Source organism: Peribacillus sp. TH14, from assembly GCF_016651145.1.
Lineage (GTDB): Bacteria > Bacillota > Bacilli > Bacillales > DSM-1321 > Peribacillus > Peribacillus butanolivorans.
The window spans coordinates 616,183-632,925 of sequence record NZ_JAEKEK010000001.1; the positions used below are offsets into that span (position 1 = coordinate 616,183).

At 37.1% G+C, this 16,743-nt stretch carries 15 protein-coding genes; 3 read left to right on the forward strand and 12 right to left on the reverse strand.

All coding sequences use genetic code 11. The annotated features are described in order from the left end of the window. Nucleotides 1-905 precede the first annotated feature (905 nt). The 6 genes from pepF to JFU50_RS03175 all read right to left on the reverse strand — a co-directional run bounded on the left by pepF (nt 906) and on the right by JFU50_RS03175 (nt 8,769). Nucleotides 906-2,723: an oligoendopeptidase F gene (gene pepF / locus JFU50_RS03150; protein ID WP_056528213.1), complete on the reverse strand. Its 1,818-nt coding sequence runs from the start codon at nt 2,721-2,723 to the stop codon at nt 906-908. Nucleotides 2,724-2,915: 192 nt separating this feature from the next. Beyond that, the gene (locus tag JFU50_RS03155; RefSeq protein WP_201221662.1) at nt 2,916-4,124 is read right to left on the reverse strand and encodes a competence protein CoiA; all 1,209 of its coding nucleotides are present in this window, start codon (nt 4,122-4,124) and stop codon (nt 2,916-2,918) included. A gap of 103 nt (nt 4,125-4,227) precedes the next feature. Continuing rightward, complete coding sequence (gene cls, locus JFU50_RS03160; RefSeq protein ID WP_201221663.1) at nt 4,228-5,739, reverse strand: cardiolipin synthase; 1,512 nt, start codon at nt 5,737-5,739, stop codon at nt 4,228-4,230. Between the two features lie 123 nt (nt 5,740-5,862). After that, nucleotides 5,863-6,531 carry an adaptor protein MecA gene (gene mecA / locus JFU50_RS03165; RefSeq protein ID WP_053345000.1) on the reverse strand — a complete coding sequence of 223 codons (669 nt, stop codon included), beginning with the start codon at nt 6,529-6,531 and terminating at the stop codon, nt 5,863-5,865. A 469-nt stretch (nt 6,532-7,000) separates the two neighbouring features. Next, complete coding sequence (gene spxA / locus JFU50_RS03170; RefSeq protein WP_034314502.1) at nt 7,001-7,396, reverse strand: transcriptional regulator SpxA; 396 nt, start codon at nt 7,394-7,396, stop codon at nt 7,001-7,003. Nucleotides 7,397-8,181: 785 nt separating this feature from the next. Next, nucleotides 8,182-8,769 carry a GNAT family N-acetyltransferase gene (locus JFU50_RS03175; protein WP_201221664.1) on the reverse strand — a complete coding sequence of 196 codons (588 nt, stop codon included), beginning with the start codon at nt 8,767-8,769 and terminating at the stop codon, nt 8,182-8,184. Nucleotides 8,770-8,865: 96 nt separating this feature from the next. On the opposite strand from JFU50_RS03175, the gene JFU50_RS03180 reads away from it, so the two are divergent. Continuing rightward, nucleotides 8,866-9,054 (forward strand): hypothetical protein, encoded by a 189-nt coding sequence (locus JFU50_RS03180; protein WP_053344998.1) that lies wholly within the window; start codon nt 8,866-8,868, stop codon nt 9,052-9,054. Nucleotides 9,055-9,106: 52 nt separating this feature from the next. Here JFU50_RS03180 and JFU50_RS03185 read toward each other — a convergent pair whose 3' ends face one another. Continuing rightward, complete coding sequence (locus tag JFU50_RS03185) at nt 9,107-10,246, reverse strand: putative glycoside hydrolase (RefSeq protein WP_242486178.1); 1,140 nt, start codon at nt 10,244-10,246, stop codon at nt 9,107-9,109. A 643-nt stretch (nt 10,247-10,889) separates the two neighbouring features. Between JFU50_RS03185 and trpS the strand changes: the two genes are divergently transcribed. Continuing rightward, nucleotides 10,890-11,876 (forward strand): tryptophan--tRNA ligase, encoded by a 987-nt coding sequence (gene trpS, locus JFU50_RS03190; protein ID WP_053344997.1) that lies wholly within the window; start codon nt 10,890-10,892, stop codon nt 11,874-11,876. Nucleotides 11,877-11,932: 56 nt separating this feature from the next. Here trpS and JFU50_RS03195 read toward each other — a convergent pair whose 3' ends face one another. From JFU50_RS03195 to JFU50_RS03210, 4 genes are all read right to left on the reverse strand, one after another. Continuing rightward, nucleotides 11,933-12,688, reverse strand: coding sequence for a YjbA family protein (locus JFU50_RS03195; RefSeq protein ID WP_053344996.1), 756 nt, complete (start codon nt 12,686-12,688; stop codon nt 11,933-11,935). 108 nt (nt 12,689-12,796) lie between these two features. Then, nucleotides 12,797-13,567, reverse strand: a complete 771-nt coding sequence (locus JFU50_RS03200; RefSeq protein WP_201221666.1) for a DUF2268 domain-containing protein — start codon at nt 13,565-13,567, stop codon at nt 12,797-12,799. A gap of 183 nt (nt 13,568-13,750) precedes the next feature. Beyond that, nucleotides 13,751-14,989 carry a beta-ketoacyl-ACP synthase II gene (gene fabF, locus JFU50_RS03205; protein WP_201181836.1) on the reverse strand — a complete coding sequence of 413 codons (1,239 nt, stop codon included), beginning with the start codon at nt 14,987-14,989 and terminating at the stop codon, nt 13,751-13,753. 54 nt (nt 14,990-15,043) lie between these two features. Beyond that, entirely contained in the window at nt 15,044-15,979 is a 936-nt protein-coding gene (locus tag JFU50_RS03210; protein WP_201221667.1) for a beta-ketoacyl-ACP synthase III, read from the reverse strand. 196 nt (nt 15,980-16,175) lie between these two features. Between JFU50_RS03210 and JFU50_RS03215 the strand changes: the two genes are divergently transcribed. Then, on the forward strand, nt 16,176-16,397 hold the full coding sequence (locus JFU50_RS03215; RefSeq protein ID WP_053344992.1) for a hypothetical protein: 222 nt from the start codon (nt 16,176-16,178) through the stop codon (nt 16,395-16,397). A gap of 47 nt (nt 16,398-16,444) precedes the next feature. Here the strand turns inward: JFU50_RS03215 and JFU50_RS03220 are convergent, their stop codons facing one another. Next, a complete protein-coding gene (locus JFU50_RS03220; RefSeq protein ID WP_053344991.1) occupies nt 16,445-16,627 on the reverse strand; it encodes a ComZ family protein in 183 nt (60 codons plus the stop codon). Nucleotides 16,628-16,743: the final 116 nt, after the last annotated feature.

Genomic DNA, 16,743 nt, shown 5'->3' on the forward strand with positions numbered 1-16,743 from the left:
TAAGTTTGTTTGTGATTCACTTCACAATAAATAATATAACAGATAACTCACCTATATTTCAACTACATTGTGTAACATTTCACAATTTGTACATAAAATATTTTTTCTGTATTTGCAGTTCCTTATTAATATAATCAATAAACCCTTGATTTGGAGCCTTTTTCAAAATAAGTGTTAAAAATTCATTTTATAATTAAAGGTGGTGTGAATATATTGTGAAAAATTTCACAATATATTCACACCACCCTTCTTCTTATTTTTTATTTATTTGTATATTTTTTTATTAATAAAACATAATATTTTTTGCAAACGTATTCACAGAGCTCAAAACCAATTTACAGAAGTGAATTCCCTTAAATACCTGCATTTTTCACTATATTTATCACTGAAAGTATGAATTATATATTTTCTAATGAAAAAAAACCCGGCAAATCGCGAAATTTGCCGAGTTTTCATCTATTTATACGAACAAAGGGGATGGGAGAAATTTCACGACGATCAAACAAAGGGGTATATGTTTGGATGTGATAACTTCTATATCTGTACTATATCAGATAATACTTATCTAACGCAAGCACTTTGTGCGTCATTTCACATTATTGTCATATTCTTAGAATACTGCCTATTCTAAAACATAAAATCTTATAAGGAGGCTTCAGATTTTCTACTTCTATCAGGTTGGAGGTGGCCAAATTGAAAGGCACTATTTTACTAATTCTCTTAATAGGGTCGCTGTTCGTCCAGCTACTCGGTATCATGAATCTCATTCCTCTGTATTTCACCTCCCCTATTTTATTTTTTGTTTTTTTCATTATTCTTCACAGTTTAAATCAAAGAAATCGTTTTAGAGGATTATAACGTAAGCTGAAAAGGACCCGCATCTTTGCGGGTCCTTTTTCCGATTCTTATTTAGCCAAAAGTTCTTCCAACTCATTTAATTTTTCTTCAAATACATTCATGGCTTCTTGCACTGGCTCTGCTTTTGTCATATCGACGCCAGCCTTTTTGAGAACCTCAATTGGATAATCGGAGCTTCCTGATTTTAAGAACTCCAAATACCTTTTGACAGCTGGTTCTCCTTCTTCTAGAATTTGCTTGCTTAAGGCTGTAGCTGCACTTATACCAGTCGCATATTGATAAACGTAGTAATTATAGTAGAAATGTGGAATTCGAGCCCATTCCAGACCGATTTCCTCATCAATGGCTACATTCTCTCCAAAGTATTTCTTGTTTAGTTCATAATATTCCTTCGTCAGCATATCTGCTGTTAATGCCTCTCCATTTTGAGCTTTCAAATGAATTGTATGTTCAAACTCAGCAAACATCGTTTGACGGAACAGCGTACCACGGAAGCCTTCTAAATAATGATTTAATAAATAGATGCGTTTCTTTTCATCCTCGATTGTATTTAATAAATAATCATTCAATAGATTTTCGTTACATGTCGATGCAACTTCTGCTACAAAAATAGAGTAATTTCCGTATGGGTATGGCTGATATTTACGTGTATAAAAGCTATGGACCGAATGCCCAAACTCATGAACGAGAGTGAATAAGTTATTCACGTTATTCTGCCAGTTCATTAAAATATAAGGATTCGTCCCGTATGTACCAGAGGAATAGGCACCGCTTCGTTTCCCTTTGTTCTCATGCACATCAACCCAACGATTTTCAAATCCTTCTTTTAAAACATTTAAATAGTCTTCCCCAAGTGGAGCAAGGCCTTTAAGGACATAATCTTTCGCTTCCTCATATGTCACTTCCATTTTCACTTCTTTTACAAGCGGAGTGAATAAATCATACATATGAAGTTCATCTAATTCTAATACTTTTTTACGTAATTCAAGATAACGGTGCAGTAACGGCAAATTGTCATTGACCGTTTTAACGAGATTATCGTATACGGTCTCCGGAATGTTATTGTTACTTAAAGCCGCATGGCGTGCCGAATCATATTTTCGAACTGTCGCATTGAAATTATGATTCTTCACTTCACCTGACAAGGTTGAAGCAAATGTATTGCGAAACTCTCCATACTTACTATATACCCCTTTAAATGCATCCTCACGTACACGACGATCTTCACTTTCAAGGAAACGAATGTACCTTCCGTGAGTTATTTCCACTTCATTCCCCTCTTCATCCTTGATGGTCGGGAATTTCAAATCTGCATTGTTAAGCATGCCGAAAGTATTACCTGATGCATCGAGTACTTCTGATGCTTGTGCCAATAAAGCTTCCTGCTCAGCAGACAAGATATGAGGCCTCTGAAGACTAATTTCCTCCAATGAATGTTTATATAAATTCAATTCTTCTTTTTCTTCTAAAAATCCAGCCACTTTGCTTTCGTCAATACTCAATAGTTCAGGAACCATATAAGAAAATGCCGCTGCTGCCTGGGCGTATAAAGCTTTTGCACGGTCTTCCATTCCTTGATAAAAAGGATTGGTTGTATCTTGATCATTGCGCATATGTGAATAAGAATAAACTTTCCCTAGCTTCTCAAATACTTCATCTTGGAATTGCAGGGCTCTAAATAACTTTTCAGCGCTTTCACCTAATGTTCCTTTGTGCGCATCCGCTTTCTTAAGGTCTTCTTTTACAGCTTTGAAGGCAGCTTCCCAGTCTTCTTCAGTCGCGAAGATATCTTCCAACCTCCAAGTATCTTCAGCTGCAATTTCACTTCTTGAGGGCAATGTATTTACTTTTGTTTCTTGTGTCATAATAATTTCCTCTCCATTCTATAGAAAACTTTCCAGTTAGCTAACCCTTTCCTTAAACCGGATTGAACGTTGTATTTACTATATACAACAATCACGCTTTCTTAAAGTATAAAAATCCTTCTTCTTACTATTTCTCCATTAACAAAAATAATCCTGCCCTTTCATCTGAATTCAAGGTAAATCGCGCTGGTATCACTCATTATTATGGATATTCCCCTTTTCTATCATCAACTTATGCTCATTATAAAAAATTCTTTCCATCACTTGACTTTCATCACTAGTCGAAGGAAGGGAGAAATGATTTACAATTTTAAAAACCCCTTCTTCCAACTCTGATATTAAACCCATTTGCTCTAAAAGCTGAATATATTGCCTAACAGGATACTCTATGTCTATTTCCTTAAGCAAGGGCAATGATCTGAACTTTATTCCCCCGTTTTTTGCCCGCTTCTTAAAAAAATAGATAACATCATTCATAATAATCTTTTCCCCAGGCCTTTTCTTTTGAAACACATCCATGTAAAGCCAAGCTTGCCATTCAATCGGCGGTGTTTCGATCAAAAGCATTCCTCTAACCGGCACCCCTATTTCAATAGGAATCGTCGCAGGCGAAATATGATGTGAATAGAGTCCCTGGAAAAATGAATCACTTCTCCGTGCAGTTTTCACACGGTTAAGGCACCAGTTTTTTCGTTTACTTCTCCAAGCAGGTAGAAAAGGAAAGCTGAAGCAGTTTCGAGGCGATATCTGACTAGGTGGAAGTATCACTAATGAAGCAGTAGTTAATTCGGCAAACACGTTTCTAGGGGAAAAAGGGGTGAGGTTTTTTAAAGCTGATAATTGGTTAGTTTCTGGACAATACATCCAAAGAAACGGGTGATTGTAGCTGCCAGTAACAAACAACCAATGAAAGCCTGATAAACTGAATTCATGCAGATTCCTTCTTTTCAAGTGTTTAGCTGCTAGGATCCAAATTGGTTTGATACCGACACTTTGATAGGCGTTTGTTCGTTCTATGAATTCAGTCTCGGAAATAACGGAACATTGGAACTCTACTGCATAGCGTATACCTCCTATCGCTACTAAGATATCTGCCCTTTTCCTTATTTCAGGAAGGTAGGCTTCTAGATCAGCTTGATAGTGGTGTGATAAAAACCAATGAAACAATTTTCTTTTCCCCATTAAATGATAAGCGGATTCCGGTTCCGACGAAGCGCGGCACGAAGAATTATTTTTGTGGGCAAAATGGGGGATTTTAATCATTCCAGCCTTGATTGTCATTTCTGCTTTGCAGCACGGACAGTAATAATCTGTTGACATTCTCAATTCAGCAAGCAAATTTGCTGTCATTTTTTCAGGAAGGGTAATCCAAGTCCCATCCTTTTTTATCGCAGTTATCATACGTCACCTCTTTAATTTATATCCATTCGCTATTATCACATAGGATTCCTTTTAAATTTAAGCAAAAAAAAAATGCCTGATTGGCATTAAAAGGTGCAAGCACTTAAAGAAGTGGTGAAAGTAATCTGCAAGTGGACTCCAGTATTTTTAACCCCATATTCCGTTTGGTGAATTCATCTAGATTCACTTCTTGTGAAACCTTTATATCTTCCAAAAAGTCATTCACCAGGTGTTGTGTACTTTCCGTCCGGTAGAGAAAGGCATTGACCTCAAAATTCAAGTGAAAACTCCTCATATCCATATTGGTTGTCCCAATTGAAGCCAGTTGATGATCAACGATGACAATTTTACTATGCATGAACCCTTCATTATATTGAAAAATCCGGACTCCAGCCGCAAGCATTTCTGGAAAGTACGTTCTGGAAGCATGGAATACAATACGCTTATCAGGATTCTTCGGAACGAGCAGCCTGACATCCAAACCACTCAAAGCAGCAACCTTTAATGCCTGAAAAATATCGTCATCAGGAACGAAGTAAGGAGATGCAATCCATACAGACTTTTCTGCAGATGTAATCATCTTAAAAAAAATGCTCTTAATGATTGTCCACTCACTATCCGGACCACCTGCAATCATTTGTACACCACCATGTTCATGATGAAGCGGCAGGCTGGTTTGGAGATATTCATCAGATAAAAAGCTATGGTCGGTACTGTAATACCAGTCCTGTAAAAAAATGAGCTGTAACGACCTTACTGCTTCTCCCTTCACCATAAGATGCGTATCACGCCAAAATCCAAAATTCGGATTACGTCCCAAATATTCATCACCTATATTGAGTCCCCCCATAAAACCAACAGACCCATCTATCACAATTATTTTACGATGGTTACGAAAGTTGAATTTATTATTTAATAGAGGGAGACGCAGCGGGCCAAAGGCAACAATTTCGACCCCTACATTCCTCAGCTCATAAATATAGGATCTGGCTAACTTCCAAGAGCCAACCGCATCATATATAAAACGAACCTTTACCCCTTCTCTTACTTTTTGTATCAATACATCCTTTAGAACACCACCAATATGGTCATCCCTAACAATATAATATTCTAAATGGATATGATGTTTGGCTTTTTTTAATTCCTGGATGATATTAGAAAATGTTTCCTCTCCATTTGTTAAAATTCGAGTTTCAGTTGTAAATGAGATGGGACTATTCCCAAGCCTTTGTGCAAGAGAAAATAACTTCTGGGGGTGCTCCCCCATCTCCTTAAATTTCCGATAATTAAGTTCTGCTTCGCTGTCTACTTTTACGAAACTTTGCTTATCTAAAAAATATTTCTTACGAAATATCCGTTCTTTCCGGAAATTACGTCCAAACAAAAAATAAAACATGAAACCGATAATTGGGAAAGCACCAAATACAACAAGCCACGCTATGGTATGGGCGGGATCCCGATTTTCGAGGAAGATGATAAATCCAATAATCACCAAGAAAAGAGTCAATATCAGACTGAAATAACCGAAGAGCCCTCCATTGATCTCCTTTAATAGAAAATACCACGTGCTACCCAACAAGAGAATAAGCAGACTAATGCCGACTTTATTCTTCACCTAGACTACCTCCAATTAACAAACACAGGCACACTCTAATAAGACCTTCCTGTCTAAGATAAAAACATTCATTCTAGGGCGAAAAAAACCGATTTCTACTGAAATCGGCTCCACAGTTATTAGTTATACGAAATATTTATCAACCGTTGCGAATACATCATTTTCTATCACTATTTTACCGTATTCGTCTAGCATGTGTACGGTTATCGGTGACTCCTGACTGTATTCCAATAAAAGACTTAAAATATTATCAATTTCTTCCTCGTCAATTTCGGCCTCGGAAAATTCGATATAGAGGTAATATTTATTTTGATAAACATAAAGTTTCGTTGTCCAGCTATCCAAGCCATGACGCTTGCTTAAAGAAATAACATCTTCGAAATCCTCGAATATTGTGATGAATTCAATCATTCCATCTTCAAAGGTAATACCGCTTTCTTCATCCTTATCATGAAAATGTTGGTCAAGAAGTGTATCCATCTTCTCTGATACATTCAAATCCTTTAATTTATCTTCTGAAAGAGGCAGCTCGAGTTTCTGACCATCTTTGGCAAGTTGGGCTTTTGTGACCAAAACTTCCAAGCCTTTTTCAAGAGCTTGAACTTGAATCCATAAAGGTCCTTCAATCATGAATTCCTCTTCTTGATGCACTTCATCCATCATTTCCCAAAAAAGCTCCTCACTTCTTTCACGACTGTACCAAATCTCTTCGCGATCAAAGCCTCTTTCCTCAATATCTATATAGGAAATATAAAATTTAACTGTATCGTCATTAATGCGTTCGATTTCCATGATTCCCCTCTCCCTTCCTTTCTCATTTTGAAGGGATAATAACCCCCAAGCGAAAATTGCTCTTAAAAGCTCTTTACCCGTAAGTGAATACTGTAAATCATGTTAGTCATTAAAACAGACTATTTTACATCATTTTATGACAAAACCTTTAAGAAGGGAAATAAAAAACATTACTTTTCTAAAAAACAATTGTTTGCCTAATATTCCATACATTCTATAAAAAAATTCATCCGCATGCAACTATATCGGAACTTCCTTTAATTTTAGTTAATGCTCTATTATATACATAACATCGTGAGTTACATTCACCTTTTATCTTTAAAGGTGACCAAGTGTAGCCAAATCGAATGCTAATATCAAAAAGGTGCATTTTCCTAAAATCCAGATTAAAAGGTGAAATTTAAGTGGGAATTCAGTTATGTATAAAGAAAAAGCTCTGCACAATTCTCGGCAGAGCTTGAAAACCTTATTAATTGACCATACGTTGTGCTTCTCGTAACTGGAACGTACGAACTTTACGTGGTAAAAAGCGTCTAATCTCATCTTCGTTATATCCAACTTGAAGCCTTTTCTCATCAAGGATAATTGGACGTCTTAACAGTCCTGGATTTTCCTTAATCAATTTATATAATTCTTGAAGAGGCAGGCTCTCCAAATTTACGTTTAATTTTTGGAAAGTTTTTGATCTTGTTGAGATGATTTCATCCGTACCATCTTCAGTCATACGCAGAATCTCTTTAATCTCATCAATCGTGAGCGGTTCTGAAAAAATGTTTCTCTCTTTATATCCAATTTCGTGTTCCTCTAACCATGCTTTTGCTTTTCTGCATGAAGTACAACTAGGCGATGTATATAATGTTACCATGTTTACTCACACTCCCTAAATATAGAATCGGTGATCTATGAGGGGAAATCTACTATTAGTATTCATAAGTACCACTCTAATTTGAAATAATTTTAAATAAGTATTTCATAATGTTAATTATACACTAATTTATTTAAAATGAATACCCTTTTTCAAAATTGAAAAAATCCTTTAAAACTTCTTGTTTAGCCTGTACTATAGCTAATTCATTTTTTTATGTAATACATTTTAATCCACTTTTTCTAATTGAAAATACCTAGCTACCATTCTCATTTAACTCTCATCTTAACCCTCATATTTTTTTAATTAGTTCGTTACTTTTATTTACCCCCATTCCTTGTCAATAAACAAGTTCATTTTAATATATTTTCTTTAATGAAGAACAAAATCCTCCTTTCTTTCAAAAAACCATTCTTTTAGCACATATAACCATAAACATAAAAAAAAGGTAAATCAAAAGAATCAGAATGGGGTGAGATTTGTAAATATTCAAGAAGTTAATTCTTATTCGGTAGCCCAGCAAAAAATACATAAGAAAAGAGCCGGTAATTTTACCGGCTCTCAGTTTGTAGACAAAAGGAGTTCTATCTAAATGTTAAAACAAAGTTGATTGGAACGGAAGGTACGAGACTGCTGCGGGAAAAGCGCGTCCAAGGGAGACCCCGCAGGCGCAATGGCGCCGAGGAGGCTCCCAGACCGCCCGCGGAAAGCGAGTGCCTGGAGTGGAAATCAACGGTCAAAATTTTAAAACAAAAAAAGACTGTAGAGCCGGTAATATACCGGCTCTAGTTATTCATGCTTATCTCTTCAAATATATCCGTTTCATGCCCCATACTTATACTCAGTACATCCTCTACATTTTGATAAGACTTTCCATAAAGGTGATTGTCCTTATAGGTATGAATTTCAGAGTAAATCTCTTTCATGAAATTAAATACCTCTTCGTCTTCTATAGATGAATCAGATGGCCAATATAAGATTTCCATCGGTGTATTCTCCTTGGTAGCAAGCGATTTCCTGCTATATGATATAGAAGAAGCATGCTTGAACCCTTCCCTTTTATAAAACCGTAGTCGTTTTAATGTATCATCATCATGTTCTTGCACAGGCTCAACTTCAAGTAATATTGTTTTTTGCCTTTTTTGCAACTTTTGAATCAGTTTTCTTCCTAACCCCTGCCCCCTTGATTTCTTGGAAACAAATAGGTAATCAATGAAAATAAACTCATCCCCTTCCACATATAATAAAACATGGTCAGGACCTTCATCTTTTTTGTAAATTTCCTGCTTATCCGTTAAAAGAATTTCTATATGCTCTTTTGACTTCATTTCTTCAATTGGAAAATACTGATTTAACTTTTCATACCAATTCATAATTTAATCTCCTCTTTTACTACTTTTTACTTTCCACAATTTTTCTTATCCACTACAATAGAACTTAAATAACTTGAAAATATTAGGAGGGTTAGGATGATTAGTTATTTTACAGACCTGATTTTGGTCGCGGTTTGCGTAATTGGCATTACAGCCGTGAATGGCGTAGTGACGAATGGGATCGGCGAAAAATGGTTTGGCGGTAAACGTCACTCTCATATTTTCGATCAATCAAAGCGAATTCAGTCAGGATGGAATCAAGTTGGTGGAAATAAGAAACGGTAATTCCTACAGAAATTGGATGACCGAAAGCCATTCCCTAACGGTCATCCATTTTTCACGGCGTATAATCTACCCCTTTGGTATACCGATTCGCTGCATTCCATAATAAATATTCATCAATTCCATTATCATTTAAAGCTTTAATTTGGGCTTCCACTTCTTCCTTACCATACTTTTGATAATTCCCCGCCCCTAAATAAGAAGCTGTAAAATCTTGAAGCCAAGGTCTAGAAGTCGGTGGTGCTTCCAGTTCTTTCAGCTTCCTATTCTCCAATTTTGCATATTCCTTAACGAGGTCATAAGGCTCCAAATCAGGTTTCTCGATACCGAAATAAGATGTCCAATGACTTGGATATATCATCGAGGAAATAACATCAACATTTTCAGATATTTTGGTGAAATTTTGGCCAATTCCTGGAGCTTCCGGTAACGTAGCGGCATAGCCAAAAATATCCACTGATACATCCACTCCGTATGGTTCTAGTTGTTTCTTCGCATAACTGACGAAATCCGTTACTGCCTGTACCCTTTTTGCAGTATGACTAATTTTTGCTTCATCATAGTCACCCATATTATATTTCAATTCGTCTTCTTTTTTTTCAAACCCTTCCGGAAAACGGACATAGTCGAACTGAATTTCTTTGAATCCCATCTTTGCCGCTTCAATAGCTATTCCAACATTATAATCCCATACCTCTTTCATGAATGGGTTAACGAAAGATTCTCCACGACCATTTTCCCATACCTTTTTTTCATCTAAAAATGACCATTCCGGCTTCTCTTTTGCGAGAAGGGTATCTTTGAACACAACTACCCTGGCAATCGGATAAATCTGTTTATCCTCCATTTTCCTCAGCATTTCCTTAGGATCTTTTATATGGTCTTTACCAATCCCAGCATAAGGAGAATCAGGATCTTCTGACTTATACGTAACGTTTCCCCAGTCATCCTTAATATCAATGACCATCGCATTCAAATCGGTTTCATCTACATATTTAATAAGTTCGTTGAATTTGTTGCCGCCCGCTGCAGGTCCAGTCACATAAATTCCGCGCACAGCATCCGGATAGTCAAACTTCAAACCCGAATTAAATACAAAACGCGGGGCCCTCTCAGGTAGTTCTTTACTTTCAAGTGCTACATATCTAGTCTCGTTCATACTTTCTGCATGAACAGGCTGCTGAATCAGGAACATACACATCCCTGTCATCAACCATTTAGTCATTGGTTTCATTTCTCCACCTCATTCGCCATCAGTCTTCAATTTTATTTTACAATTACAACAGACCCCTTTCTTTAATACCACAACGATTGAACTTTACTCCTATATCTAGTTAATAAATAAAAAAACTTTGGGTTTTAGTCTCAAAAAAGGTAATAAAATCTATGTGTACCTTTGAATTACGTTGTCATACACGATAATTTTGTTAGAAACGTATTACCTTGTATCCTTCCCCAAAATCGTCTACACATTGAAAAATAAAAAACAATCTCACATTCTTGAAATCGTCTTATATAATTCAGAATGGTTATAGAAGGAAATAAAATTTCCTTTCATGGGCTCGATAATAGTCTTTATGCTGTTTCGATTATACATTTAATATGAATAAATGCTAAAATACATTTATAGTGGACAATTCGTATTTCTGGAATGACGTCGATACACGAAGTGATCACTTCAAAACGGCCCCTCCACGAGATATAAATGAGCGCTTTCCTATCTTAATAAGGCGCCAGTTACTTTCAAAAAAGTGGCTTCATTTTCTATTTATCCTTTACAATAATGAAGAGCGAATATCCATTTACTTAATAAACGTATTTAGAGGAGTGACTAGCAGTTGAAAAGGATTTTCTCCGGCATTCAGCCATCCGGTTCCGTTACTTTAGGGAATTATATCGGAGCAATGAAACAATTTGTTAACTTACAAAATGAATATGATTGTTTCTTTTGTATCGTTGACCAGCATGCAATTACAGTTCCACAAGATCGTCTTAAATTAAGAAAAAACATTAAAACATTAGCCGCTTTATATTTGGCTATTGGCCTCGATCCGGAAAAGAATACAATCTTTATTCAATCAGAGGTACCTGCGCATGCTCAAGCAGGCTGGATATTACAAAGTATCTCTTATATTGGCGAACTTGAGCGTATGACTCAATTTAAAGACAAATCAGCCGGTAAAGAAGGGGTTTCTTCAGCACTACTGACCTATCCTCCGCTGATGGCTGCCGATATTCTTCTTTATAGTACAGATGTTGTTCCTGTCGGCGAAGATCAAAGACAGCATCTTGAATTAACACGTGATTTAGCTGAACGATTCAATAATAAGTACAACGAGATTTTCAAGATTCCGGAAATCAGCCTTCCGACGGCAGGGGCGCGTATAATGTCGCTTCAAGAACCATCTAAGAAAATGAGTAAATCAGATTCTAACAAAAAGGCCACGATTGCCCTATTGGATGATCCAAAGCAAATCGAAAAAAACATCAAGAGCGCGGTTACCGATTCCGAGGGTATTGTCCGTTATGATAAGGAAAACAAAGCTGGGGTTTCCAACTTAATGTCGATTTACTCCATCTTTAGCGGGAAAACCTACCCCGAAATTGAAGAATTATACGTAGGAAAGGGTTACGGAGACTTTAAGAGTGATTTAGCTGAAGTAGTACTTGGAGAAATCTTACCAATCCAAGAGCGCTATTACAAATTAATTGATTCTCCTGAATTGGATGAAATTCTTGACCGTGGTGCAGAAAAAGCGAACATTGAAGCGAATAAAATGATCAGAAAAATGTATAACGGTATGGGGCTTGGCAGAAAAAGATAAAAGAAAAAGACGATCCTAATCGGATCGTCTTTTCTTTTTAAGAATGTTAAATGCTCCTATAATATTGATGGACTATCTCCTGTCTCTACTTGCCAAAGCTTTTCAAAAAATGGCTGCCCCTTTACTAAGTTTTCGCATAGTTGTAGGTGTTTCTCTGACCAGCCTTCCTTCATTTCCTCATATAACTCAAGCCAAGCTATTTGAAAATCCATTTCTTGAATGCTCTCATATTTTTCTGGAGCCCATTCTGTATACCAATAACGGATTTCAGCAGTGTTTTTCGCTGTAAATAATTGATCCATGGCCATGAATAGAAGCTGCTTTAGCTGTCTTTCTTTTCTTGTCAATCCATTCATAAATAAGGGTGACGGCGATAAAATATGATATTCTTTCTCAGATGTAGGTTTTTCAGTAAAAGTGTAATCCATCTCATCATGGTTTTCTATCATGTCATAAACAATTTGTTCCTGCCGAGGAATTATTCTGCTTTTCCGAATCGGAATATGATAACCTATTGTATCTACAGCTAGAATTCCATTTCCATCGGTAACGATAAAACAATAGTCAAGCTGAATTCGTTCATGGTTTTTCCTTGCATACGCTTTTTGATAGACATCGCTAAGCAATGGCTTAGGTAATTCTGATAAGTCATTTTCTATGTAGTGGAAGAGTGTTGCTGAGACTTTCAACAGAGGAACTTGATCTAATAGCTCGATCCCATCATCCTTCCTCCATTCATGAAAATGACAAATATTATAGCCGTTTTCTTCTCCTTCAAACCAATTAACCCATACATCATGAAGATATAACATCATTCATCCCTCACTTAAACAAATTTCTGTTTGTCAATCAGTATAGGCAGGAACCAGACATTTTATTCCTATTCTAGAAAACAGATTAAGAAAAATAGAACGTATAAATTAGTTCTTTTCTGTTAAGAATTCTTCAGATTGGATAATGAATGATTTTTTTACAGAGAGTTTTTCAGCATTCTTCGCCAGATAGTATCCTGTACAGTATCCTAGCATATACGGATACCCCTTCTTCCCCAGCAGAAGAACATCATGAAGCGGGTCTGTACGCTTTATGGTATGCTTTGCTTTTAAGTGCTTACTCCAAAATCCCCGGAGTTTGTCTTCCTGATATAACTTTGTCCATTTCGCTAAATATTTCGTTCCTAAATATTTACAAACAGTTCTTTCAGCGAGCCCTTCCATAATCATCGTATCGAGAAGTGTATAATCTTTCTGTTCTTTTTTCAATTGGTGTAATCGGCAAACATGATGATATTCATGAATCAAAAGGGCCTCCATTTCCCTTTCCGCTATACCATTGTCATAAAAAAGAAACAATTTATCTTCAAAGGCCAATCCTGATTTCGTTTCAATAGATTGCTTCCACATACCTGAAGACATAAGAGGAAAGATATAAATGGGAACGTCTGGCCCTTCCCATAACTTCTTATAAGAAGTAAAAAGGCTTTGTGTCTTTTCCCAAACATTATTTTCTGTTAAGTTTCCCCATGTACTTTTCGTTTTTTGATTTGGAGAATACATGCCGTGCTTTTGTAAGTGGCGATAAATCATATCTCCATTAATATTGTTGTTGAATTTATCTTTCAGTCTGTCCATCATCTGAACCGGGCGGTCGAAATCCTTCTTCAACCATTCATTTGTTGAAATAACACCCATCCCATACACCCCCGCCTCTTTTAACTATCGTATGATTTTATAATTGCGGGTGACACATATTATTTCCCTATACATGTTTAAGAATGAAACAAAGCTTTCTATCAATGAAGGTAACCGCTTCGATCCATGGACCATCACAAACAAAAAAAGAGCAAATCTCTAAAGATTTGCTCTTAACATTAATTATTGATATTTTTTGAAAAGAATAGTTGCGTTATGTCCGCCAAACCCAAGTGAATTGCTGATGGCCGCATTAATTTCACTTTTCCTTGCTTGATTTGGCACATAGTCCAAATCACACTCAGAATCCGGTGTTTCAATATTAATAGTCGGTGGCAAAATGCTGTCTCTGATTGCCTGAATGGTGAAAATTGCTTCGACTCCACCTGCTGCCCCTAACATATGTCCAGTCATTGACTTTGTAGAGCTTAATGCAAGTTTATATGCATGGTCACCAAAGACTTCTTTGACTGCCATCGTTTCATATTTATCATTGTAAGGCGTACTTGTTCCATGGGCGTTTACATATTGGATGTCTTCCGGTTTCAAACCTGCATCATCAATCGCAATCTTCATCGCTCTTGCTCCGCCTTCTCCACCAGGCGCTGGAGCCGTAATGTGGAAAGCATCTCCAGTCGATCCATATCCAGCTATTTCAGCATAAATCTTGGCTCCACGGTTTAATGCATGTTCTAAATCTTCAAGAATAATTACCCCAGCTCCTTCTCCGATTACAAACCCATCACGGTTTGCATCAAAAGGACGGCTTGCCGTTTTTGGATCAGGATTTGTCGATAAAGCCGTGTTCGCACAGAAGCCTGCAACCGACATTTTCGTGATCGGCGCTTCGGCACCACCTGTGATCATTACATCGGCATCGCCACGTTGAATTGCTTTAAACGCGTCACCAATTGAATTTGTTCCAGTTGCGCAAGCTGTTACCGTACAAGAATTGATTCCCTTAGCTCCTAGTAAGATAGAAACCTGGCCAGCAGCCATATCCGGAATCATCATTGGCACGAAAAATGGACTTACACGCTTATAGCCTCTATTTAAAAAGTTTTCATGTTGTGTTTCAAGCGTCTCTAGTCCACCAATACCTGAACCGATCCAAACACCAACACGTGTGGCATTTTCATCTGTTATTTCTAGCTTACTATCATTTAATGCCATAACTGATGCAGCAATGGCATAATGCGTAAAACGGTCCATCTTACGCGCTTCTTTACGATTGATATATGTCTCAATATCGAAGTCTTTTATTTCAGCAGCCACTTTTACAGGGAAATCATCAGCATTCAAGCGTGTTAATGGCCCTATCCCTGAGTTCCCCTCAATTATATTCTTCCATCCAGTTTCTGCATCATTACCAACTGGAGAGATTGCTCCAATACCTGTTACAACAACACGGCGATTAGTCATTAGAAATGGCTCCTTCCTTTTATAAAACTCGTACGATTTTTTTGTTTTCTATTTTTATTTCCCCCACCTTAGAGCAATTGCTCCCCAAGTGAGTCCTCCTCCAAAACCGACCATGACGATTAGGTCATTTTCCTTAATCCTGCCCGCTTCCATTTCTTCTACAAGAGCAATCGGAATCGATGCTGAAGAGGTATTTCCATATTTATGAACGGTTTTTGTCATTTTTTCAACTGGCAGTCCCAAACGTTCCCTCGAAGCTTCCATAATTCGAATATTGGCTTGATGAGGGACAAGTAAATCCACATCTTCTTTTGTCAATCCCGCTTTATCAAGTACATTCAGGCTAGATTCTCCCATCTGACGGACAGCAAACTTAAACACTTCACGTCCGTTCATGGAAATATAATCTCCTTCCTGTAATAAATGCTTACCACCAGTTCCATCTGCACCTAATTCGAAGGAAAGAATCCCTTTTCCTTCTGCAACAGGCCCAAGGACAGCAGCACCCGCTCCATCCCCAAATAGGACAGCAGTATTGCGGTCTTCCCAATTGGTTATTTTTGAAAGCTTTTCAACACCAACAATTAACACATGCTTATAAGCACCTGACTGAATAAATTGCTGTGCTGAAATCATCGCATACATAAAGCCAGCACATGCAGCACTAACATCCATAGCAGCCGCCTTATTTGCTCCTAATTTCTCCTGAATCATACAAGCAATAGAAGGAAACGACTGATCAGGTGTCACGGTAGCTACAAGAATTAAATCTATCTCGTCCGCTGAGATGTCTGCATTTATCAATGCAGCGTTTGCCGCTCCATAAGCCATATCAGAAGTATTTGTATTATCATCGGCTATTCTTCTTTGCTCGATACCTGTTCTAGTCCGAATCCACTCGTCAGAAGTGTCCATGATTTTCTCTAAATCCGCATTTGTAACGATTTTTTCGGGTAAGTAGCGTCCAAGCCCTAATATTCCAGCGTTCATTTTGCCATCCCCTTATTTATTTTAATAAATAATTATCATCATCTATTATTACCTGGTACTAATTTTATATAAAAAAACTCTTCCTTGCAAGAGCTAACAGTTTGAAAGTATAAAAGAATCTGTTTCTTGAATCGGACAAGGGCCTACGCCAAGGTGTTTTATAGACATACATTATAGAAAAAAGGAGGAATTTATTATGGACATTTTCACTCGCAACAATCGAAGTACACAAGATGATCATTTTTCGGATTTGATGTTTGGTAGAAAAGCGGAGCCTGAACTCCAAAAGGAGGAATCAAAAGTTGACTACATGCAATTGATGGTGAGCGTAGAAACATTAATGGGATTATATGACCAATACAAACCAACCATTCAGAAAATGAACCCATTGATTACCAAGTTCTTAAACAAAGATTAACTGAAAAAAATGATGGCTGTCCGCATGACTGGACAGCCTAAGCTTAATTAACGCTGAGCATCTTGTTTTCCAAGCTCATAAGCTTCTTGCATAACTTTTTTAAACAGGTCCATGAACGGCTCTGCCATATCCATTGAAAAAGGAATTCCATTTGCCTCCAGCTTTGCTTTAGCCTCTGGGAAGTATTTCATAGCGATTCCCATAAATTCAAGTGTTTTATCTGAACTCATTTTTAGTTGCCTCCTTATCTACTTGATAATTTACCAGATAATCATTTTTTCACTTAAAGAATATCTCATTATTATCATAATTCCCCGTAGCCCTTTCGTAAAGGCACAGACATTAA